The sequence below is a fragment of the Curtobacterium sp. MCPF17_031 genome (genome assembly GCF_003234035.1).
Lineage (GTDB): Bacteria > Actinomycetota > Actinomycetes > Actinomycetales > Microbacteriaceae > Curtobacterium.
In genome coordinates, this window is the sequence record NZ_QKSG01000007.1 from 162,517 (window position 1) to 182,742 (window position 20,226).

Below are 20,226 nucleotides of genomic sequence, written 5' to 3' on the forward strand. Positions count from 1 at the left end.
GACAGCGTGACACAGGTCGGTCCGGCACCGGAGCGCGTGCCGCTGACAGTGTGCGTGACCAGCGCGACGGCGGGCAGTCGTACAGCGCGATCGTCGCGCAGGAAGAGGAGACCGAAGTGGCCGTCAAGGAACCGAGCATCATCGCCTCGCCGAACCGCGCGTTGGCGATGACCGCCGGCACGCTCTTCGCGATCTGGGGCATCCTGGGCTTCTTCTTCGCCCAGGACGGTGGCGGAGCGTTCTTCAGCCGCTCCGGTGGGTTCCTCTGGAACTCGTTCGGGCTCAACCCGGCGCTCTGCGGGCTGTGGACGATCCTGGCCGCCGCGTTCTTCATCGTGGGCCTCGGCAACACGATCGGGTCCCGCACGGTGAACCGGGTCATCGGTGTCGTGCTGCTCGTGCTCGCCGTCTACGGGTTCGTGTTCTCCGACACCTCGGCGAACGTCCTCGCGCTGAACACGACCGACAACGTCTTCCACGCCATCGTCGGCGTCGTCCTGCTGCTCACCGCGCTGGGTGCCGACAAGGAGAACATCCGCGCGCTGCGGGCCTCGGGCGCCCGCGCTTGACCTGCTCCCCTTCGACGCCCGCCTGCCGCTCCGGCAGGCGGGCGTCGTCGTTCGTGGGGTGCGTGCGGCGCGGCCAGGTCGCGCGACGCGCCGCCGGCCACTCCCCGACGTCGCACGACCTGCCGCCGGCCGCCCGCCCAGCAGGCACATCGTGCGACCTCGACGGACGCGAGCGGCACGTCGAGCGACCAGGCGACGCGAGCGGCAGCTCACCCGCCCACCTACCGACGTCGCACGAACCGCCGCCGGGCAGCCGTCGACGTCGCACGAACGGCCGCCGGCCGGCCGCCCAGCAGGCACATCGTGCGACCTCGACGGACGCGAGCGGCACGTCATGCGACCTCGGCACCGGCCCGTCGAGGCCGCAGGAAACGCGGGGGCGCACCACGGACGGAGCGGGCCGGCCTCGCGTCGGCGTCAGGCCTCGGGTGCGTCCGAGGGCTCGGCGGCGGGCTTCGGCGGCTCGAGCTGGGTCGCGACGACGCGCGGCGACTCGGACATGAACCGCCGCACATCGAGGTCCACGATGATGTCCGCCGGTCGGAGCGGCCGCGTCAGGTACAGCCCGTCCAGGGACGTCAGACGCGACAACGCCACGTACGTCTGCCCGGCGCTGAACACCCGGTTGCCGAGGTCCACCACCGCACGGTCGTAGGTGCTGCCCTGCGACTTGTGGATCGTCACGGCCCAGGCCAGGCGCAGGGGGAACTGCTGGAACTCCCCCACCGTGTCCTTCTTGAGTTCCTTCTTGTCCGGGTCGTACGAGTACTTGAACTTCTCCCACACCGACGGCTGGACCTCGAAGTCCTCACCGTCGACGCTGACCCACACCGTGTCGCGGATGCTCCGCACGATGCCGAGGGTGCCGTTCACCCAGCGCTGGTCCGGGTCGTTGCGGAGGAACATCACGTGGGCGCCGGGCTTCAGCTCGAGGGCTTCGTCCGCCGGGAAGTTCCGACCGCCGAAGTCGCCGTTGACGTCGGCCTTGGCGGTCTTCAGCTTGCCGGGCAGCCGTTCGAGCGCGGCCTTGTTGATCCGGGCGACGGTGTCGTTCCGGGTGGCGAGGGTGATCGCGTCGTCGGGGGCAGGACGGGCGCCCGCTTCGTTGAGCCGCTGCGCGACGTCGGCGGTGACCCGGCCGTGGCGGACGGCGGTGAGCATCGCCGCGAAGGCGTCGTCCCGCTGCCGGTGCACGGTCGCGAGTTCGATGATGTGCAGCTGGGCCTCGAGCCACACCTTGGCGTCGAAGAACCACATGGACCGGTAGTGGTCGGTGAAGTAGGCGCGCTCATCACCGTCACCCGGCACCGGGGGCAGCTGGTACGGGTCGCCGAACATGACCACCTGGACACCGCCGAACGGCTCGAACTGCCGACCGCGGGCCTTCCGCAACGAGCGGTCCATGGCGTCGAGCAGATCGGCGTTGACCATGGAGACCTCGTCGATGACCAGGGTGTCGATGGTGTTGAGGAGCTTCCGGGTGTCCGGGCCCTGCCGCAGTTCGGCGTCCGCGATGAGGCCGATCGGCAGGCGGAACAGCGAGTGGATCGTCTGACCGCCGACGTTCAGCGCCGCGACACCCGTCGGGGCGCAGATGACGACCTGCTTCTCGGTGTTCCAGGACAGGTGGTTGAGCAGCGTGGACTTGCCGGTGCCGGCTCGTCCGGTGATGAAGACATGATCGCGCGTCGACTCGATGTACTCGAAGACCGCCCGCTGTTCGGTGGAGAGCTCGACGCTCATCGCGCCCTCGATCCGCTCGCGACGCCGCTGTCGCCGACCGGTCTCGCGGTGTCGGTGTCCGGGAGGCCCGTGGGCACGTCCGCCGGGGACGCGGCCGCCGGTGCGATGGGCTGGTCCTCGACCCCGCCGGCGCCGGCCCCGGCACCCAGACGCAGGCGCACCGCGCCGACGACGACCACCGCGACGACGACGAGCACACCCGCGATGATCAGCACCGTGCCGGCCCGGCCCTGGTCGACGAGCGGCTCCGGACCCCAAGTGCGCCCCATCGCCCCGAACCAGGACGCCTGCAGCAGCCCGAGCGGCCCCTGCATCGCGATGCCGAGCGAGACGGTGGCCGCTGCGACGACGACCGCTCCGACGGCTCGCACGAGGAACGCCGCTGCCGACGGCCGCCGGGCGCCGAGGGCGATCGGCGTGAGGAGGGTCGGCAGCGCCAGGAGCCCCACGAGCAGGAAGACCAGGTCCACCACGGTCCGGCCCATGGCGTCGCTGACGGACCAGCGCAGCACGTCGGTCGCGTACAGCCCCCACCAGATGCCGGCGAGCAGCAGGAACGCCGGGAACGGCTGGACCAGGTACCGCACGACGGCGTTGTCGACGAAGACCGTGGTCCACTCGGACACACCGGCGCTGTCGTCCGTTCGCGGGTGGACGGCAGCCCGGATGAGCTGCACGGGCGCTGCGGCCCAGACGAGGGCGGGGACGACCAGCCCGAGCAGCACGTGCGCTCCGACGTTCGCCGACACCAGGAAGCGGTCGTAGGTGTGCAGCGAGCCCGAGGTCGCGACGACGAGCGCCGCCACCGCGATGCCGGCGGACACCGAGCGGCGGAGGGGCCAGGAACGCCCCTGTCGACGCAGCCGGACGACCCCGGCGACGTAGGCGGCGACGAGCAGCACGGCGGCCATCAGCCAGAACAGGTCGACGTTCCAGTTCGTCAGCCAACCCCAGGGCCCCGGCGCCGCGGGGAGCGGGTCGTCGGTCAGGACCTCGGCCGGACTCGGGTCGCTGGTCTTGCTCAGCGCCAGCTGCCCTGCGGGGGTGGCGGTGCGGCCGAGCGCAGCGGCGAAGCCCGACGCGACGCCCATCACGGCGAGCTCGACCACGACGAGCGTCCAGAAGGGCCGGACGCGCGCGGGTGCGGCGGTCAGGGCGGCGATCACCCGGCGGCGGTGCATCGCTCCGATGACGCCCATCGCGACGATCGCGGCCACCTTGACGAGCACGAGCACGCCGTACGGGCTGCCGAGCTCAGCCCAGGCCCCGATCCGGATCTGGGCGGACACCACGCCGGAGACGCTCACGAGGACGAAGCAACCCAGCGCGACGCTGGAGTACCGGCCGACGACGGCTGCGAGACGGTCACCGGGGACGACGTCACGGATGAGGACGAGCATGACGAGCCCGCCGACCCAGAGCGCGGCACCGACCAGGTGCAGTCCGAGTGCGGTGACCGCGGCGTCGTGACTGGCGGTACCGGCCGCGTGGCCCTGCTGCGTCAGCGGGACGAGGCCGATCAGGGCGACGCCGGCCGTCAGCGCGACCATGCCCCGGGAGCGCACGGCGAAGCAGAGCACGGTGACCGCTGCCGCGACGAGCACGGTGGTGAGCCAGGCGAGACCGAGGTCGGTCCCGGTGAGGAACACGCCCATCGACTGGCCGAACTCCGCATCGAGACTGACCGTGCCGCCGGCGACGCTGAGGTAGGTGAAGAAGGTCGTGACCGCCGAGGTCACCGTCCAGACACCGGCTGCCGCGGCCGCGACGTCGATCGCGCGGTCCCACTCCGGTGCCGTGCGGGAGAGTCCGATCGTCGCGAGAGCGAGCCCGCCGATGGCGGCTGCGGCGGACAGGTCGACGAGCATCCGCGCGATCGGGAGCCCGAAGCGGACGACCGCACCGGGGTCGGCGATGAGCGCGGCGTCGGCACCACCGCCGACGACGAGCGCCACGAGCAGGGACACGAACGCCGCGAGCAGCAAGACGCCGGGGCCGGCGATGCGCGCGATGCGGTTCACCCGTCAAGCCTAGGCGCTGCCCAGCGCGCCACCGCAACGACGCGGGCCGACCTGTGGACGCTGGACGGGCCTCCCGGGAACGACGGAAGGGACGGCGCGAACGCCGTCCCTTCCGTGGAGCTGAGTGGTCTTACTTGACCGACGCCTTGAGCTTGCTGCCAGCGCTGACCTTGACCGAGTCGCTCGCGGCGATCTCGATGGCCTCACCCGTCTGCGGGTTGCGGCCGGTGCGGGCGGCACGGTGGGTCTTCTCGAAGGCGATCCAGCCCGGGATCGTGACCTTGGTGTCGTCCGCGACGGACTTGCCGACGACGGCGAAGAGCGCGTCGACGACGCCGTTGACGGTGGCCTGGCTCTGGCCGGACTCGGCGGCGACGGCAGCGACGAGCTCGGTGCGGTTCAGTGACTTGTCAGCCATTGGATGTCCTCCTCGGACTTCTTGCGTATGGGTCGGACGCGGAACGTCCGGATGCTGCGGGACGGTTGCCCCGAGCGGTGGGCCCGGTCGGGCCGAGGGCCCGGGGAACCGCTGATGAACCTACCAGCCGGTTCGGGGGTTTCCGGTCGACCCGCCCGGTTTTCCGGGCCTCCTCGGCGACAGGAGTGCCTGGAGTGGCGGATGTGACGACCGTGGTCCTGCCGGGTCGGTGGATGACGTCCCGCGGACGACGACGACGCCCCCGCGACCTCGAGAGGTCGCGGGGGCGTCGGGAGAACTGGTGCTTACCAGGAGCTCTTCGTGATGCCGGGGAGCTCGCCACGGTGGGCCATGTCGCGGAAGCGGACACGGCTGATGCCGAACTCACCGAGGTGGCCGCGGGGACGGCCGTCGATGGCGTCGCGGTTGCGGTAGCGGACCGGCGACGCGTCGCGGGGCAGCTTCTGCAGGCCGACGCGGGCGGCCTCGCGGGACTCGTCGGTGCCGTTCGGGTCCACGAGGGCCTTCTTCAGCTCGAGGCGACGCTCGGCGTAGCGCTCGATGATGACGGCGCGCTGGTTGTTCTTCGCGATCTTGCTCTTCTTCGCCATGGCCTAGCGCTCCTCACGGAAGTCGACGTGCTTGCGGACCACCGGGTCGTACTTCTTCAGCACGAGACGGTCGGGGTTGTTCCGGCGGTTCTTCTTGGTCACGTACGTGAACCCGGTACCCGCAGTGGAACGGAGCTTGATGATCGGACGGATGTCCTGACCGCGCTTCGCCATCAGATCTTCTCCCCACGGGCGAGGATGCCCGCCACGACGGACTCGATGCCACGAGCATCGATCACCTTGATGCCCTTGGCGCTGACGTTGAGCGTCACGTTACGACGCAGCGACGGCACGTAGTAGGTCTTCTTCTGCACGTTCGGGTCGAAGCGACGCTTCGTCCGACGGTGCGAGTGCGAGATGTTGTGTCCGAAGCCGGGAACGGCGCCGGTCACCTGGCACACTGCAGCCATGGTTTCCTCCTGATGAATACCGTGCAGCCGATCGGCTGCACCCAAGGTCACTTGCCTGGCGCGCACGCGCTGCGCCGCCTGTGTGGAAGTCCACGACGGCGACGAGCGAGGGGGTTGTGCGCACCGCCCAGACCGGCAGTCGGGCCTGGAGGCTCGATCCGGTACCGCGCGACCGCGGCGTTCGCGACGGTCGGAGGGCAGAACAACGGGCACTCCACGATGAACGCAGAGAACCAGCCACCTACGTTACGCGACGGCCAGGCGCGTCGCAAGCCAGGCGCGTCGCAAGCCGAGCGCGCCGCAAGCCGAGCGCGTCGCAAGCCGGGCCTCCGGTCCGCCCTCACCGCCGGAGGCCGGACGGCGGCAGGAGGTACCCCTGTTCCTGCCGGATCCAGTACAGCCCGGTCTCCCGCCGCTCCGCCCGGGTGGCGAACCGGTACCGGAACACCCGCGCCCGGACCCACCGCGGCCGCTGCCCGTCGAACGGGTCGTGCCGGAGCAACCGGAGCGTCGGCCGGTCCGCCTCGAGCAGCCGCAGCACGAACACCCGGAACCAGCCGTCGTCCGCACCGAGTGCCAGGAACCACATCAGCCAGTCGAGGCGCAGGTGGTACGGCGCGAACTGCCCCGGGCGACGACGCGGGTCCCCCGGCTTGCCCTTGAACTCGTAGGGCAGCCAGTCCGCTTCGTCGGGGACCTCCGCCATGGTGCCCTCGACGATCACTTCGTCGCGTTCCTGCGTGACGCTGCCGAAGGCCCCGTAGGCGTTGGCGAGGTGCCAGCGGTTGAACGACGCGTTCATGAGCTGCCGGCGCGACACCAGGTTCTTCGCCGACGGCCAGGACAGCACGAGCAGCAGCAGGCCGACCGCGACCGTCAGTCCGACGAACCAGGCCGGCGTCGCGGTCGGGCCGGTGTCCGCGATCCCGCTGAGGAACGGCAGCACCGTCGTGATCGACCGGTCGTCGACCGCCGCGAAGGCCAGCACCAGGGTGATCCAGTTGAGCCAGGCGAAGTTGCCCGACACCACCAGCCAGGCCTGGGTGAGCAGCACGAGCGCCGCGGCGACCGAGGCGACGGGCTGCGGCGCGAACAGCAGGAACGGCACCCCGAGCTGGACCACGTGGCTGCCGAGCGTCTCGAGCCGGTGCACGGGCCGGGGCAGCAGGTGAGCCGTGCGCGACATCGGGTTCGGCATCGGCTGCGTCTCGTGGTGGTAGTAGAGCGCGGTCAGGTCACGCCACGACCGGTCCCCACGCATCTTGATCATGCCGGCACCGAACTCCAGCCGGAACACGAGCCACCGGATCGCGATGAGCACCACGATCGGTGGCGCGACCTGGTCGGAGCCGAGGAACGCCACGACGAACAGGGACTCGAGCAGCAGTGACTCCCACCCGAACGAGTAGAAGGTCTGGCCGACGTCGGAGATCGACATGTACGCCAGCCAGAGCACCAGGAAGCAGAGCACCGGGACCCACGCCGGCCCCCGCTGCGGCAGGCCGACGACGATCGTCAGCGACAGCAGCGCCCCGCCTCCGGCCAGGACCCGCAGTCGTCGATCGGTGTACCGCCACCACCGCCACACGACGGGCAGGGTCTGCGCGTACCGGCGCTCCATGAACCGCGGGACGGGCAGGAGGCCCCGCTCCCCCAGCAGCGCCGGGAACTGCGCGATCGCCGACAGGAACGCCAGGCACGCGATCGCCGCGACCCCGCGCTGCAGGACGAACCGGGCGACGTCGTAGTCGCCGGCGCCCGCCCAACTCGTCCACGCCTCGAGATCCACGCGCCGGACGCTACCCGCGGGCTCCCTCGACGGCTGTCCGGACCCGCGTGGTCCGGCCCGAGCGCGGCCTCAGACGCCGTCGGTCGGGCGTGGTGCCAGCGCCTGCACGATCAGCGCACCGAGTTCCCGGGGTGCGGTGGACATCGGCCAGTGCCCCGTGTGCAGCCCGACGATCTCGAGCTCCTCGGTCGCGACGAGCTCTGCCGCCCAGGCCTGGTGGTCCGCGACCATGCCGGCCAGCTCGTCCGGGGCGATCTCGCACGTGATGACGGTCGCCGGGATCCGGTGCCGTGCGGAGTCGGCGTAGTGGAACCGGTCGGACGCGACGCGAGCGGGTTCGGGGAACGCCCGTCGTTCGACCTCGGCACGGATCTCCGGGGTCATGTCCCGCAGGGTCGCCGCTTCCCAGACGTCCCACGACGGCAGGGGCACCTGTCCGTCGACGACCGGCAGTTCGTCGTTGACGCATCCACCGTCCGGGCCCGGGAAGGTGTCGACGTAGACCAGGTGCAGCACCCGGTCGGGCCGCTGGTCGGCCGCCATGTACGCGATCGGCCCCGCACCGGAGTGTCCGACCAGCACGACCGGCTCCGGGGCGTCGTCCACCCGGGCGACGAGGTCGGCGACCTGTTCGTCGAGCGTCGACCCGCGTCGGGTGACGGCGTCGACGGTGTGGCCCGCCGCGCGGAGGACCGGGACGACGTCGTCCCATGCGCTCGCATCGAGCCAGAACCCGGGGACCAGGATCACGTGCATGTCGCGGAGACTACGCGCCACCCCGGACAGCGGCACGCGCGGTGCACTCGGCACACTCGCCGAACACGTCGACGACGTGGCTGGCGTTCGAGAACCCGTTCGCGGCGGCGGTCGCGCGGGCCCACTCCTCGACCGGGTCGGCCTGGATCTCGACCGTTCGCCCACAGACGCGGCAGATCAGGTGGTGGTGGTGCTTGTCGGTCGTGCAGGCCCGGTACAGGGACTCGCCGTCCTGCTGCAGCGAGTCGGCGTCACCCTCGGTGGCCAGGTCGGACAGTGCCCGGTACACGGTCGCCAGCCCGATGGTGGAGCCGCCGTCTCGCAGGTGCGCGTGCAGTGACTGCGCGCTGACGAACCCCTCGGTCTCGGAGAGGGCTCCGCGCACCGCTTCGCGCTGCCAGGTGTTGCGTCGTGGCTTCTGGACGGCGTTCATGCTGCGACTCCTTGCTCCGGTACGGCCGGGAGGCCCGTCCCACGGTCGACCTGCTGCTCCCGCGCCGTCACGCGGTCACGTCCACGGCGGTCCCTGCGAGCGCCGAGCACCCGACAGACGACCCAGATGAGGAACGAGATGGTGGTGACGTACGGACTGATCGGCAGTCCGCCGCCGAGGGCCAGGAGGATCCCGCCGACCACCGAGGTCACGGCGAAGACGACGGAGAGCACCGGCACGAGGACCGGGTTCACCGTCACCCGCAGTGCGGCGGCGGCCGGGGTCACCAGCAGCGAGAGCACCAGGAGCGCCCCGACGATCTGCACCGACACCGCGGTGGCCAGGCCGAGCGCGAGCATGAAGACCAGACCGAGGGTGCGCACCGGGACGCCGGCGGCTGCGGCGACGTCAGGGTCCACCGAGGCGAACATCAGCGGACGCCAGATGACCACGAGGATGAGCACCACGACCGCGGCGATGGCCACGAGCATCCCGAGCTGCGGGTTGTCGACGGAGACGATCTGGCCGGTGAGCAGGCCGAACTTGTTCGCGGCCCGGCCCTTGTAGAGCGCCAGGCAGAGGATGCCGAGGCCCAGGCCGAACGGCATGAGCACGGCGATGATCGAGTTCCGGTCGCGGGCCCGACTGCCGAGCACCCCGATGAGCAGTGCGGCGATCAGGGACCCGACGACCGAGCCGCTGACGACGTTGACGCCGAGGAGCAAGGAGGCGCTCGCGCCGGCGAAGGACAGCTCGCTGATGCCGTGCACCGCGAACGGCATGTTCCGGGCGACGACGAACGGCCCGATGAGCCCGCCGACGACGCCGAGCACGGCGCCCGCGACGATCGAGTTGCGCACCAGGACGAGCAGCTCGCCGTAGTCCTGGAACGAGAAGACGGTCGACCAGACGTCCATCAGATCCGTCCTTCGTCGGGGGTGGTGGCGTGCGGCGAGGGCTCGCAGTGGTGGTGTCCGTCGCCCGCGGTGTCGTGGGCGTCGCTCGCACCGACGATGACGATGCGGCCCATCGTGCGGACGACGTCGACGGGCGTGCCGTAGAGGTCGCTGAGGACGTCCGCGCGCAGGACCTCGTCGGGGGCACCGATCCGGAAGCGCCCGCCCGCGATGTAGAGCACCCGGTCGACGACGTCGAGGATCGGGTTCACGTCGTGGGTGACGAAGAGCACCGCGGCACCCTGCTGTCGGCGCTGCCGGTCGATGAGCTCGGTGACGCCGCGCTGGTGCCGGAGGTCGAGCGAGACGAGTGGCTCGTCACAGAGCAGCAGTGCCGGGTCGGCGGCGATCGCCTGTCCGACCCGGGTTCGCTGCTGCTCGCCGCCGGAGAGCTCGGCGACGGGCGCGTCGGCGAACGCGGTCGCGCCGACCTCCGCCACGATCCGGTCGATGCGCTCGCGTTCGGCACGGCGTTCGGGTCGGATGCCCCAGCGGTGCCCGGTGACACCCTGCGCGATCATGTCGCGGGCACGCAGCGGGGTCCCGGAGTCCATCAGCCGCTGCTGCGGGATGTACCCGATCCTCCGGTGACCGCGCCGGACCGGGCGTCCGAGGAACGACATCGACCCGCTCGTCAGCCGCTGCTGGCCGAGGACGGTGCGGAGCAGCGAGGTCTTGCCGGCGCCGTTCGGCCCCAGCACGGCGACGAACTCGCCGGGCTGGACGTCGAGGTCGAGGCCGTCCCAGAGCCGGCGACTGCCGTAGGCGAGCCCCGCGTCACGGAGCGCGAGCACGGCGGAACCGCCACTGCGCGCGGCAGTGGCGGTCCGGTCCCGGTCCTGGAGGGTCGTCACTTCTGGAGTGCCGCCGTCACCGCGTCGATGTTCGCCTGCTGCCACGAGACGTAATCCTCCCCCTTCGGGAGCGTCTCCGTGACACCGATGACGGGTACGCCCGCCTGCTTCGCGGCCTTCTGGACCTGTTCGGTCTCGGGGCTCGAGGTCTGCTCGTTGACGGCGAGCAGTTTCGCCTCACCGCTCGTGAAGAGCTTGAGCGTGTCGTTGAGCGCGGCCGGCGGGACGTCGTCGCCCTCCTCGATCGCCTCGGAGAAGTCCGGCGGCGTCACGTTGTCGAGGCCCATCGCGTCGAAGAGGTACCCCGGCACGGGCTCGGTGTACGCCACCTTGTCGCCGTCGACGGTCTTCTCGACCGAGGCGGTCTGCGACTCGAGCTCCTGCAGCTTGCCGGTGAGGGTCTTCGCGTTCGCCTGGAACGTGCTGGCGTCCGCGCTGTCCAGCTTCGTCAGGCGCTCGGAGACGTCGGCGACGAGCTTCACCATGGTCGGGTAGCTGTAGAAGACGTGCTCGTTGAACTCGTCCGAACCGCCGGTGTCGAGACCCGAGAGCTCCACCACGTTGATCGTGGGGGCGTCGGTGTTCGAGGACTTCGCCAGCGTGGACATGAAGTCGTCGTAACCGCCGCCGTTCTCGATCAGCAGGTCCGCCTTCGACACGGCGAGCTGCGTCTTCGCGCTCGACTCGAACGAGTGCGGGTCCTGCGACGGGTCCTCCAGGATGCTCGTGACGTCGACGTGGTCGCCACCGATGCTCTGGACGATCGACCCGTAGACGTTGGTCGAGGCGACGACGCGGACCTTGCCGTCGCCGTCGGACGATCCGGGAGAGGTCGCGCAACCGGTCAGGGCGAGCGCGGCGGCGCCGGCGACGAGCGGCAGGGCGAGGAGTCGGGTGTGCATGGGAACGACGCTAGCGCCACATGAGAACGATTGTCAAAACCGGTATCAGCACGAACGTCGGACGGGAGGTCCGGTGGCAGCTGGCACCGGACCTCCCGTCCGTGACTCGGTCGCGCCCGGCGACCTACGCCTTGGTGAGGTCGTCGACCGAGGCCGAGGCGATCTCGTCCTCCGGTTCGCGACCCGGCGTCCGGAGGTTCCACTTCTTGATCACGAAGCTGAAGAGGAAGTAGTAGACCGCCGCGTACGCCAGACCGATCGGGATGAGCCAGATCGCCCCCTGCGCCTTGCCGAAGTTGAGCACGTAGTCGATCGCCCCGGCGGAGAACGAGAAGCCGTCGTGGATGCCGAGCGCGTTCACCAGTGCCAGCGAGGTGCCGGTGAGCACGGCGTGGATCACGTAGAGCGGCCAGGCCACGAACATGAACGAGTACTCGAGCGGCTCGGTGATGCCGGTCACGAAGGACGTCAGCGCGGCGGAGAGCATGATGCCACCGACGAGCTTGCGCTGCGACGGGCGGGCGTTGCGCCAGATCGCCAGGGCACCGGCGGGCAGGGCGAACATCATGATCGGGAAGAAGCCGGTCTGGAAGATGCCGGCCGTGGGGTCGCCCGCCAGGAAGCGCGGGATGTCACCGGAGACGGCGCCGTTCGGACCGGCGAAGCTGCCGAGCTGGAACCACGGGAAGAAGTTCAGCAGCTGGTGCAGGCCGACCGGGATGAGCATGCGGTTGGCGAACCCGAAGATGCCGCCACCGACGACCGGCTGCGACGTGACCTGCTCGCCGACCCACGTGAGGCCGATGTCGAAGTACCGGTAGACGAAGGACATCAGCACGGCGATGACCAGACCGGCGGCCGCGGTGAGGATCGGGACGAGACGGCGACCCGAGAAGAACCCGAGGAAGTCGGGCATCTTCGTCCGGTGGAACTTCTGCCACAGGCCCGCGGCGACGAGACCCATCACGATGCCGCCGAGGACACCGAAGTTGATGGTCGCCTGGTTGCCGGCCGAGTCCTTGACGCCCGCCAGGACGATCGGCGACATCGTCTTGAAGACCTCGTACATGACCATGTAGCCGACGACCGCGGCCAGCGCCGTCGTGCCGTCGGACTTCTTCGCCCAGCCGATCGCGATGCCGACCGCGAAGAGCAGCGGCAGCCAGGTGAAGATCGCGTTGCCGGCGGCGCCGATGACGCTCGCACCGGTCTCGAACCCGGGGATCGCACCGAGCAGGTCGGGCTGCCCGATCCGGTTGAGGATGCCCGCGGCCGGCATGACCGCGATCGGGAGCAACAGGCTCCGGCCCAGCCGTTGGGCATTCGCGAAGAAGCGTGACTGCTTCTTCGGCGTCTTCTTCTCCGGCACGTCCGTGGTGGCAGCGGTGCTCATGCGGAGTTCCTCTCGTCATCGGGTGGAGCTGTTCGGGGTGAGTTGAGTCGCGTGGACGGCGCAGGTACCCTCGGCAGTGTCGCCAGGTCCCGGTCCTGTCCGGTCATGACCAGTTCGTAGTGTCGATGACCGTGGACTGCATGTCAACCTGTGAGCGAACCCGTAACGAGGAGGAAACAGATGGCTGACATCAAGGCTGCCGACATCATCGCCGCACTCGGCGGAACCGACAACATCGACGAGGTCGAAGGCTGCATCACCCGCCTCCGCGTCGAGGTCGAGGACGGCGACCTCGTCGACAAGGACGCACTCAAGGCCGCCGGCGCCCAGGCCGTCGTCGGTGGCGGCACCGGCTGGCAGGTCATCGTCGGTCCGATCGCGGACAACCTGGCGCAGGACATCCAGGACGAACTGTGACGGTCGTCCGCACGCCGTTCGCCGGCCCGGTGGTCGCACTCTCCGACGTCCCGGACCCGGTGTTCGCCGAGCAGCTCGTCGGCGCCGGTGTCGCGGTCGACCCGACCGGCGCCGAGGGTCCGGTCACCGCGGTCGCCCCGGTCGACGGCACCATCGTCAAGCTGCACCCCCACGCGTTCGCGCTGCAGGGCGCCGCGGGCACCGACGTCCTCGTGCACGTCGGCATCGACACCGTGAAGCTCAAGGGCGAGGGCTTCACGCTCCTCGCGGCGGAGGGCGACACCGTCGCCGCCGGAGACCCCGTCGTGCGCTTCACCCCCGCGGCCATCACCGCGGCCGGGTACTCCCCCGTCGTCCCCGTGGTCGTGCTCGGGTCGACGCCGGACTCCGTCCCGCAGGGCACGGTCGGCACCACCGTGGCCGAGGGCGACGCGCTCTTCGAGGTCTGAGCGACCCCGACGACCGGACGGGCCGGGAGCGAGCAGCCGCTCGCTCCCGGCCCGTTCCGCGTCAGGCTCCTGCCCGGGAGGCCGTGACCTCCATCTGCACGCGGTAGCGGTCCGAGCGGTACCAGCTCCGTGCGTGTTCGACCGCCCGCGGCCCCGAGTACGACACCCGGTCGAACTCGAGCAGGGGCGCCCCGGTCCTCGTGCCGAGCAGGGTCGCGACGTCGTCGGTCGCCGGGTTGGCGGCCACGGTCTGCTGCGCCCGGTCGATCGGGTGCCCGTACACCTCGGCCGCGATCGAGTACACCGAGCCGGACAGGTCGTGGTCGAGCAAGCCGGGGAACACGTCCGCGGCGAGCCAGGCGTCGTCGACCGAGACCGGCGCTCCGTCGGCCATCCGCAGGCGCTTGAGGTGGTGCGCGGTCTCGCCCTCGCCGAGGTGCAGGGCCGCGACCGTCGCGGCGGGCGGGACGCGTTCCTCCCGGATCAGCACGACCGTCGTCGGCACGTGCCCCATCGCGCGCATCTCCTCGGTGAACGAGGCCAGGTGCAGGGTCGACTGCATCGGGCGGTTCGCGACGAAGGTGCCCTTGCCGCGGACGCGCTCGAGGTGTCCCTCGTTCACCAGCTGGCCCAGGGCCTCCCGCACGGTGATGCGCGAGACGCCGTACTCGGCGATGAGCTGTCGCTCCGAGGGGATAGCGGCGCCCGGCGCGAGGCGGGTCGTGATCTGGTCGAGCAGGATCCGCCGCAGCTGCTGGTGCTTCGGTTCAGCACCCTCGGTGATGCGGCTCGGCAAGCGGACTCCTCGTGTGGATCAGGTGGTCCTGTGCGGACATGACCAGTTCACCCACAGTACCGGCCGCACCCACGCGTGCAACCGCCGTGGGAGCCCTGCGCCGGGCCGGTCAGGCGTTCGCGACGAGCCAGTCCAGCTGCGCCGGCGTCAGCGTCCGGTCGCTCCACACCTGGCACTCGACGCCCTCGGGCGCTGCCGTCCGTGTCGAGCCCTGCCAGACCTGGGTCAGCCCCACCCGGGCGAGCACACGAGCCGATGCCGGGTTGTTCGTGAGCACCCGGGCGGTCACCGGGACGTCCGGGCGCAGTTCGCGTGCGGCGTCCACCGCGGCCCGGGCGACCTCGGTCGCGTAGCCGTGGCCGTGGTGCTCCGGGGCCAGGCGGTACCCGAGGTTCCAGACGCCGCCGGCGGTGAGGTCGACACCGCCGATGCCGAGGAACACACCGGAGTCGGCCGCTCGGATCGCCCACGAGCCGAGCCCGTGTCGGACGCGCCCGCCGATCTTCCGCTGCACCAGGTCCTGCGTTGCGGCGCGGGAGGTGTGTCGCCCGGCCGGGAGGTGCGTCCATGTCCGGGCGTCCGAGAAGAGCTCGTGGACCGCGTCGATGTCCGCGGGCGTCACGGGCGTGAGCACCAGGCGACCCGTCCGGATCTCCTGCTGCGGCACGAGCAGCTGGTGGACCATGTGCTGATCATCCCCCGCTCCGCCGACATCGGCGTGAACGGCACACCAAGACCGCGCGACCCGGACCGATCCGTCGGCGTCGTTCGGCCGGATCGGGCCGCGCGGTCGCCCCGCTCAGTCGAGCAGGAGCGCGGGCTCCTCGATGACCGAAGCGACGTCGTGCACGAAGCGCGACGCCACGTCCCCGTCGACGACACGGTGGTCGAACGAGGCACCGATCGTGGTCACCATGCGCGAGCGCACGTCCCCGTCGACGACCCACGGCTTCGGCTTGATGGTGCCCATCGCGACGATGGCGACCTCGCCCGGGTTGAGGATCGGCGTGCCGGTGTCCATGCCGAAGACACCGATGTTCGTGATCGTGATCGTGCCGTCGGCCATCTGCGCCGGGGACGTCTTGCCGTCACGGGCCGTGAGGGTCATCTCCTCGATCGCCTTCGCGAGCTCGAGGAGCGACATGTCCTGCGCGTCCTTGATGTTCGGCACGAGCAGCCCGCGCGGGGTGGCCGCAGCGAACCCGAGGTTCACGAAGTGGTGGACGATGATCTCGCGGTCGGTCCACGACGAGTTCACGGAGCGGTTGCGACGGACGGCCCAGATCACGGCCTTCGCCATGATGAGGAGCGGGCTGACCTTCACCCCGGCGAACGTCGGCGACTCCTTGAGGCGCTTGACGAACTCCATGGTGCGGGTCGCGTCGACGTCCACGAACAGCGACACGTGCGGCGCCGTGAACGCCGAGGTGGTCATCGCGGTCGCGATGGCCTTGCGGACGCCCTTGACCGGGATGGTCTCCTGGCGGACACCGCCCCACTCGGGCGTCTCGATGTTGCGGAAGACGCTCGCCTGCTTGGCGTGCCGGATCACGTCGTCACGCGTGACCTCGCCGGCGAGGCCGGTGGGGACGACCGTGCTCAGGTCGACGTCCAGGTCCTTCGCGAGCTTCCGGATCGGCGGCTTCGCCATCACCTGCAGCGCCGAGGCGCTCGGCATCGACGGCCGCGCGGGACGACGCCCCTGGGCGGCGACGGCGTCGGCGGTGGTCGCCTCACCCTCGTCCGTCACGAACGACAGGTCGGCCTCCCGACTGGAGGCGCGGCTCGCCTCCGCAGCGGCGGCCGCGGCCCGGCGGGCACCCGGCTTCCGGCGGGAGGGTGCGGAGGTGGCGGAGCCGTAGCCGACGAGCACGGCACCGGAGCCCTCGTCGGCACCGACGACACCGGCGTCGACGGCGACCTGGGCCGGCGCGGGGGCAGCGGCGGCGTGAGCCGGAGCTGCATGGGCCGGAGCGGCCGGGGCGGGGACCGGAGCCTGCGCGACGGGCGCGGGTGCCGCCGGAGCGGGTGCCACCGGAGCCGGTGCCACCGGAGCGGGCGCGGGGGCCTGCGCGGCCGGGGCGCTGTCGGCGACGGGGGCCGTGCTTCTCCCCACCGGCTCGACCGCGTCGGACTCGACGCGGATGATCGGGCTGCCGACCTCGACCGTGTCGCCCTCGGCGACGAGCAGGCCGGTGACGGTGCCGGCGAACGGCGACGGCAGCTCGACCAGCGACTTCGCGGTCTCGATCTCGACGAGCACCTGGTCCACGGCGATCTCGTCACCGGGGGCGACGCGCCACTGGACGATCTCGGCCTCGGTCAGGCCCTCCCCCACGTCGGGCAGGGGGAATTCGGCGACGGCCACGTCGGCTCCTTCAGCAGGGTTCGTTCGTACGGAAGTGGTGCGGGTCAGTAGGCGAGGGCGCGGTCGACGGCCTCGAGGACGCGGTCGGCGTCGGGCAGGTGGAAGTGCTCGAGCTTCGACTGCGGGAAGGGGATGTCGAACCCGGACACCCGCAGCGGCGGGGCCTGCAGCGTGTAGAACGCCCGCTCGGCGACGGTCGCGGCGATCTCGCTGCCGACGCTGATGAAGCCCGAGTCCTCCTGCGCGATGACCAGGCGGCCGGTCTTGCGCACCGAGGCGAGCAGTGGCTCCCAGTCGATCGGCGAGATCGAGCGGAGGTCGACGACCTCGCAGCTGGTGCCCTCGGCCTCCGCGATGTCGGCGGCCTGCATGAGCGTCGCGACCATCGCACCGTGGCCGACGAGGGTGACCTCGGTGCCGGTGCGGGCGACGCGGGTCGTGTGCATCGGCACGTGGCCGTCGACCAGGTCGACCTGGCCCTTCGGCCAGTAGCGCGACTTCGGCTCGAAGAAGACCACCGGGTCCTTCGACGCGATGGCCTCCTGGATCATCCAGTAGGCGTCGTTCGGGGTGCTCGGGCTGACCACGCGCAGCCCCGGGGTGTGCGCGAAGTACGTCTCCGGGCTCTCCTGGTGGTGCTCGATCGCGCCGATGTGCCCGCCGTAGGGGATCCGGATGACGATCGGCAGCGACATGTGGGCCGGCAGTCGGTTCGCCATCTTCGCCAGCTGCGAGGTGATCTGGTTGAAGGCGGGCCAGACGAAGCCGTCGAACTGGATCTCGATGACGGGACGGTAGCCGCGCAGCGCCAGGCCGATCGCGGTGCCGACGATGCCGGACTCGGCGAGCGGGGTGTCCCGGACGCGGTCGGCACCGAAGCGGTCCTGCAGGCCCTCGGTGATGCGGAAGACGCCGCCCAGACGGCCGATGTCCTCGCCCATCAGCAGGACCTTGTCGTCCGCCTCCATCGCCTTCGCCAGGCCGGCGTTGAGCGCCTTGGCCATCGGGAGGGTCGGGGTCGGGTCCTCGGGGACCTCGCCCGCGCCGGGGTGCGTGCGCAACGTGTAGTCGAAGAGCTGCTCGGTGGTGCTCATGCGTGGGCTCCTGCGTCCTGGCCGGCCTCGTAGTCCCGGAGCCATGCGCGCTGCTCGTCGATGCGCGGGTGCGGCTCACGGTAGACGTTGTCGAACATCGCCTCCATCGGCGGGTCCTGGAGGGCACTCGTGCGGGTCCGGATGTCGGCGGCGATCTGCTCGCCCTCGGCGTCGAACTCGGCGAACTGGGCGTCGGTGGCGCCCTTGCTGCGCAGGTACGCCTCGGACCGGGTGATCGGGTCGCGGGCGACCCAACCGGCGAGCTCGTCGTCGCCGCGGTACCGCGTCGGGTCGTCCGAGCTGGTGTGCGCACCGATGCGGTAGGTCTCGGCCTCGACGAACGCCGGGCCCTGACCGCTGCGGGCGTGGTCGGTCGCGACGAGACTCGCCGCGTACGAGGCCAACACGTCGTTGCCGTCGACCTTGATGCTCGGGATGCCGAAGCCTCGCGGACGGTCGACGAGCGGGGTCGGGGACTGCACCGAGACCGGCACCGAGATCGCCCAGTGGTTGTTCTGCAGGAAGAAGACGACCGGCGCGGTGTGCGAGGCGGCGAACACGTACGCCTCGTTCACGTCGCCCTGGCTGGTCGCGCCGTCACCGAAGTAGACGATCGAGCACTCGTCGACGTCCGGGTCGCCGGTGCCGACGACGCCGTCGAGCGCCTGACCCATGGCGTAGCCGGTGGCGTGCAGGGTCTGCGCGCCGATGACGAGCGTGTAGATGTGCGTGTTGCCGCGGGCGTCCGGGTCCCAGTTGCCGTGGGCCTGGCCACGGAAGAGCGAGATGATCTCCATCGGCTCGACCCCGCGCTGCATCACGACGGCGTGCTCGCGGTACGAGGGGAAGAGGTGGTCCTGGGGGCGGAGCGCGAACGCGGAGCCGACCTGCGCCGCCTCCTGCCCGTGACTCGGCGCCCAGAGTCCGAGCTGACCGGTGCGCTGCAGGTTGCCGGCGGCGTGGTCGAAGCGTCGGGTGAGCACCATCTGGCGGTGCATGGCGAGCAGGGTCTCATCGGGGAGGGCCCGGGCGACGGCGGCGAGTTCGGCGTTCTCGTCGGTCTCCACGAACCGGCCCTCGGCATCGAGGAGCTGGACGGGGGTCGTCGCAGGAGCCGCGGCGCGGAACAACATGTCCGTCAGCGTACCGGCCGCTCAGGAGCCGTCGTTGTGAGACGTTCCACAACGGCACTCGCGGTTTCGAGGAGCTTTGCGACAGCCTCGTGCTCCCCGATCGAGATGCGGATGCCCTCGGGCGCGAAGGCCCGGACGATCAGCCCGGCGTGCTCGAAGGCCTCGGCGGCGAAGGCGGTGTGCTCGCCAGTCGGCAGCCACACGAAGTTGCCCTGCGCCGCCGGGACGTCCCACCCCTGTTCGAGCAGCCCCGCGCGGATCCGGTCCCGGCGCTCGGCCAGTTCGGCGACGCGGTCCAGCAGCTCACCCTCGCGCTCGAGACTGGCCAGCGCGGCCGCCTGGCCCTGCGCCGTGACGGACAGCGGGATGGCGCAGGCACGGACGGCGTCGAGGACGTATGCCGGTCCGAGCGCGTACCCGACCCGGAGGCCCGCGAGTCCGTACGCCTTCGAGAAGGTCCGGAGCACCACGAGGTTCGGGTACCGCTCGAGCAGCGCCGGCCCGCGGACCGCATCGACGTCGGTGACGAACTCGGCGTAGGCCTCGTCGAGGACCACGAGCACCGAGGTCGGCACCCGCTCCATGAACGCGCCGAACTCCGCGCCGGTGACGATCGGGCCGGTGGGGTTGTTCGGCGTGCACACGATGACCATGCGGGTGCGCTCGGTCACCGCCGCCGCCATCGCGTCGAGGTCGTGGCCACCGTCGGGACGGTTCGGGACCTGCACGCTCGTGGCACCGGCGACCGTGACGACACCCGGGTACGCCTCGAAGGACCGCCAGGCGTAGACGACCTCGTCACCCGGGCCGGAGGTCGCCTTCGCCAGCTCGTGCAGGATCGCGACGCTGCCCGGGGCGACGTGCACCTCGTCCACGGTGGTGCCGAACCGGTTCGCGAGCACCGCACGGACCGCGAGCGCCGTGGCGTCGGGGTAGCGGTTGAAGGCCGTCTGCGCCTGCACCGCCTCGACCACCCCGGCCAGCGGCGGGAAGGGGTTCTCGTTGCTCGAGAGCTTCAGAGCGTCCGGAGCGGCCTGACGTCCCTGCTTGTAGGGCGGCAGCACGGCGATCTCGGGGCGGATGTGCACGGTCGGCACGGACTGGTCGGTCACCG

22 protein-coding genes are annotated in these 20,226 nt (G+C 71.0%); 3 read left to right on the forward strand and 19 right to left on the reverse strand.

Translation table 11 applies throughout. The features are described 5' to 3' along the window. Window positions 1-50 precede the first annotated feature (50 nt). Window positions 51-569: a DUF4383 domain-containing protein gene (locus DEJ31_RS11615; RefSeq protein ID WP_181421702.1), complete on the forward strand. Its 519-nt coding sequence runs from the start codon at window positions 51-53 to the stop codon at window positions 567-569. 417 nt (window positions 570-986) lie between these two features. On the opposite strand, the gene DEJ31_RS11620 is transcribed toward DEJ31_RS11615, so the two are convergent. The 13 genes from DEJ31_RS11620 to DEJ31_RS11680 form a co-directional block, all read right to left on the reverse strand. Further along, the gene (locus DEJ31_RS11620; RefSeq protein ID WP_111044581.1) at window positions 987-2,312 is read right to left on the reverse strand and encodes an ATP-dependent RecD-like DNA helicase; all 1,326 of its coding nucleotides are present in this window, start codon (window positions 2,310-2,312) and stop codon (window positions 987-989) included. Next, window positions 2,309-4,333, reverse strand: a complete 2,025-nt coding sequence (locus tag DEJ31_RS11625; protein ID WP_111121932.1) for a cytochrome c oxidase assembly protein — start codon at window positions 4,331-4,333, stop codon at window positions 2,309-2,311. The genes DEJ31_RS11620 and DEJ31_RS11625 overlap by 4 nt, the downstream gene beginning before the upstream one ends. Window positions 4,334-4,463: 130 nt before the next feature. After that, complete coding sequence (locus DEJ31_RS11630; RefSeq protein ID WP_110823157.1) at window positions 4,464-4,751, reverse strand: HU family DNA-binding protein; 288 nt, start codon at window positions 4,749-4,751, stop codon at window positions 4,464-4,466. 305 nt (window positions 4,752-5,056) lie between these two features. Further along, window positions 5,057-5,362 carry a 30S ribosomal protein S14 gene (gene rpsN, locus DEJ31_RS11635; RefSeq protein ID WP_110823155.1) on the reverse strand — a complete coding sequence of 102 codons (306 nt, stop codon included), beginning with the start codon at window positions 5,360-5,362 and terminating at the stop codon, window positions 5,057-5,059. A gap of 3 nt (window positions 5,363-5,365) precedes the next feature. Beyond that, a complete protein-coding gene (rpmG, locus tag DEJ31_RS11640) occupies window positions 5,366-5,536 on the reverse strand; it encodes a 50S ribosomal protein L33 (RefSeq protein WP_110905119.1) in 171 nt (56 codons plus the stop codon). After that, a complete protein-coding gene (gene rpmB, locus DEJ31_RS11645) occupies window positions 5,536-5,772 on the reverse strand; it encodes a 50S ribosomal protein L28 (protein ID WP_110905118.1) in 237 nt (78 codons plus the stop codon). The genes rpmG and rpmB overlap by 1 nt, the downstream gene beginning before the upstream one ends. Before the next feature lie 340 nt (window positions 5,773-6,112). Next, window positions 6,113-7,561, reverse strand: a complete 1,449-nt coding sequence (locus tag DEJ31_RS11650) for a lipase maturation factor family protein (RefSeq protein ID WP_111044579.1) — start codon at window positions 7,559-7,561, stop codon at window positions 6,113-6,115. Between the two features lie 69 nt (window positions 7,562-7,630). Beyond that, window positions 7,631-8,317, reverse strand: a complete 687-nt coding sequence (locus DEJ31_RS11655; protein ID WP_111121958.1) for an alpha/beta fold hydrolase — start codon at window positions 8,315-8,317, stop codon at window positions 7,631-7,633. Between the two features lie 10 nt (window positions 8,318-8,327). Further along, the gene (locus tag DEJ31_RS11660; RefSeq protein ID WP_110905116.1) at window positions 8,328-8,750 is read right to left on the reverse strand and encodes a Fur family transcriptional regulator; all 423 of its coding nucleotides are present in this window, start codon (window positions 8,748-8,750) and stop codon (window positions 8,328-8,330) included. After that, entirely contained in the window at window positions 8,747-9,667 is a 921-nt protein-coding gene (locus DEJ31_RS11665) for a metal ABC transporter permease (RefSeq protein WP_110905115.1), read from the reverse strand. Before DEJ31_RS11665 ends, DEJ31_RS11660 begins: the two co-directional genes overlap by 4 nt. Further along, on the reverse strand, window positions 9,667-10,560 hold the full coding sequence (locus DEJ31_RS11670; RefSeq protein WP_111121933.1) for a metal ABC transporter ATP-binding protein: 894 nt from the start codon (window positions 10,558-10,560) through the stop codon (window positions 9,667-9,669). Before DEJ31_RS11670 ends, DEJ31_RS11665 begins: the two co-directional genes overlap by 1 nt. After that, window positions 10,557-11,462 (reverse strand): metal ABC transporter solute-binding protein, Zn/Mn family, encoded by a 906-nt coding sequence (locus DEJ31_RS11675; RefSeq protein WP_110905113.1) that lies wholly within the window; start codon window positions 11,460-11,462, stop codon window positions 10,557-10,559. Before DEJ31_RS11675 ends, DEJ31_RS11670 begins: the two co-directional genes overlap by 4 nt. Before the next feature lie 124 nt (window positions 11,463-11,586). Further along, window positions 11,587-12,855, reverse strand: a complete 1,269-nt coding sequence (locus DEJ31_RS11680) for a PTS transporter subunit EIIC (RefSeq protein ID WP_110904989.1) — start codon at window positions 12,853-12,855, stop codon at window positions 11,587-11,589. A 180-nt stretch (window positions 12,856-13,035) separates the two neighbouring features. On the opposite strand from DEJ31_RS11680, the gene DEJ31_RS11685 reads away from it, so the two are divergent. Both DEJ31_RS11685 and DEJ31_RS11690 read left to right on the forward strand, forming a co-directional pair. Further along, window positions 13,036-13,272, forward strand: a complete 237-nt coding sequence (locus DEJ31_RS11685) for a glucose PTS transporter subunit EIIB (protein ID WP_110823137.1) — start codon at window positions 13,036-13,038, stop codon at window positions 13,270-13,272. Continuing rightward, window positions 13,269-13,721 carry a PTS glucose transporter subunit IIA gene (locus DEJ31_RS11690; protein WP_110904990.1) on the forward strand — a complete coding sequence of 151 codons (453 nt, stop codon included), beginning with the start codon at window positions 13,269-13,271 and terminating at the stop codon, window positions 13,719-13,721. The genes DEJ31_RS11685 and DEJ31_RS11690 overlap by 4 nt, the downstream gene beginning before the upstream one ends. A gap of 61 nt (window positions 13,722-13,782) precedes the next feature. Here DEJ31_RS11690 and DEJ31_RS11695 read toward each other — a convergent pair whose 3' ends face one another. The 6 genes from DEJ31_RS11695 to DEJ31_RS11720 form a co-directional block, all read right to left on the reverse strand. Then, the gene (locus DEJ31_RS11695) at window positions 13,783-14,517 is read right to left on the reverse strand and encodes a GntR family transcriptional regulator (RefSeq protein WP_110904991.1); all 735 of its coding nucleotides are present in this window, start codon (window positions 14,515-14,517) and stop codon (window positions 13,783-13,785) included. Window positions 14,518-14,626: 109 nt separating this feature from the next. Next, complete coding sequence (locus DEJ31_RS11700) at window positions 14,627-15,202, reverse strand: GNAT family N-acetyltransferase (RefSeq protein ID WP_111121934.1); 576 nt, start codon at window positions 15,200-15,202, stop codon at window positions 14,627-14,629. Between the two features lie 114 nt (window positions 15,203-15,316). Next, window positions 15,317-16,885, reverse strand: coding sequence for a dihydrolipoamide acetyltransferase family protein (locus tag DEJ31_RS11705; RefSeq protein WP_111121935.1), 1,569 nt, complete (start codon window positions 16,883-16,885; stop codon window positions 15,317-15,319). Window positions 16,886-16,929: 44 nt separating this feature from the next. Next, on the reverse strand, window positions 16,930-17,889 hold the full coding sequence (locus tag DEJ31_RS11710; protein WP_110905025.1) for an alpha-ketoacid dehydrogenase subunit beta: 960 nt from the start codon (window positions 17,887-17,889) through the stop codon (window positions 16,930-16,932). Between the two features lie 86 nt (window positions 17,890-17,975). Next, a complete protein-coding gene (locus DEJ31_RS11715; RefSeq protein ID WP_111121936.1) occupies window positions 17,976-19,112 on the reverse strand; it encodes a thiamine pyrophosphate-dependent dehydrogenase E1 component subunit alpha in 1,137 nt (378 codons plus the stop codon). Window positions 19,113-19,117: 5 nt separating this feature from the next. Next, window positions 19,118-20,224: a histidinol-phosphate transaminase gene (locus tag DEJ31_RS11720; protein ID WP_110904995.1), complete on the reverse strand. Its 1,107-nt coding sequence runs from the start codon at window positions 20,222-20,224 to the stop codon at window positions 19,118-19,120. Between the last annotated feature and the right edge of the window lie 2 nt (window positions 20,225-20,226).

Excerpts from the sequence above, each read along its gene's own strand:
- DEJ31_RS11655 (WP_111121958.1), bottom strand. The coding sequence starts at position 8,317 with ATGCACGTGATCCTGGTCCCCGGGTTCTGGCTCGATGCGAGCGCATGG.
- rpsN (WP_110823155.1), bottom strand. The coding sequence starts at position 5,362 with ATGGCGAAGAAGAGCAAGATCGCGAAGAACAACCAGCGCGCCGTCATC.
- DEJ31_RS11710 (WP_110905025.1), bottom strand. The coding sequence starts at position 17,889 with ATGGCCAAGGCGCTCAACGCCGGCCTGGCGAAGGCGATGGAGGCGGAC.
- DEJ31_RS11700 (WP_111121934.1), bottom strand. The coding sequence starts at position 15,202 with ATGGTCCACCAGCTGCTCGTGCCGCAGCAGGAGATCCGGACGGGTCGC.
- rpmB (WP_110905118.1), bottom strand. The coding sequence starts at position 5,772 with ATGGCTGCAGTGTGCCAGGTGACCGGCGCCGTTCCCGGCTTCGGACAC.
- rpmG (WP_110905119.1), bottom strand. The coding sequence starts at position 5,536 with ATGGCGAAGCGCGGTCAGGACATCCGTCCGATCATCAAGCTCCGTTCC.
- DEJ31_RS11620 (WP_111044581.1), bottom strand. The coding sequence starts at position 2,312 with ATGAGCGTCGAGCTCTCCACCGAACAGCGGGCGGTCTTCGAGTACATC.
- DEJ31_RS11680 (WP_110904989.1), bottom strand. The coding sequence starts at position 12,855 with ATGAGCACCGCTGCCACCACGGACGTGCCGGAGAAGAAGACGCCGAAG.
- DEJ31_RS11675 (WP_110905113.1), bottom strand. The coding sequence starts at position 11,462 with ATGCACACCCGACTCCTCGCCCTGCCGCTCGTCGCCGGCGCCGCCGCG.
- DEJ31_RS11665 (WP_110905115.1), bottom strand. The coding sequence starts at position 9,667 with ATGGACGTCTGGTCGACCGTCTTCTCGTTCCAGGACTACGGCGAGCTG.
- DEJ31_RS11715 (WP_111121936.1), bottom strand. The coding sequence starts at position 19,112 with ATGTTGTTCCGCGCCGCGGCTCCTGCGACGACCCCCGTCCAGCTCCTC.
- DEJ31_RS11685 (WP_110823137.1), top strand. The coding sequence starts at position 13,036 with ATGGCTGACATCAAGGCTGCCGACATCATCGCCGCACTCGGCGGAACC.
- DEJ31_RS11630 (WP_110823157.1), bottom strand. The coding sequence starts at position 4,751 with ATGGCTGACAAGTCACTGAACCGCACCGAGCTCGTCGCTGCCGTCGCC.
- DEJ31_RS11660 (WP_110905116.1), bottom strand. The coding sequence starts at position 8,750 with ATGAACGCCGTCCAGAAGCCACGACGCAACACCTGGCAGCGCGAAGCG.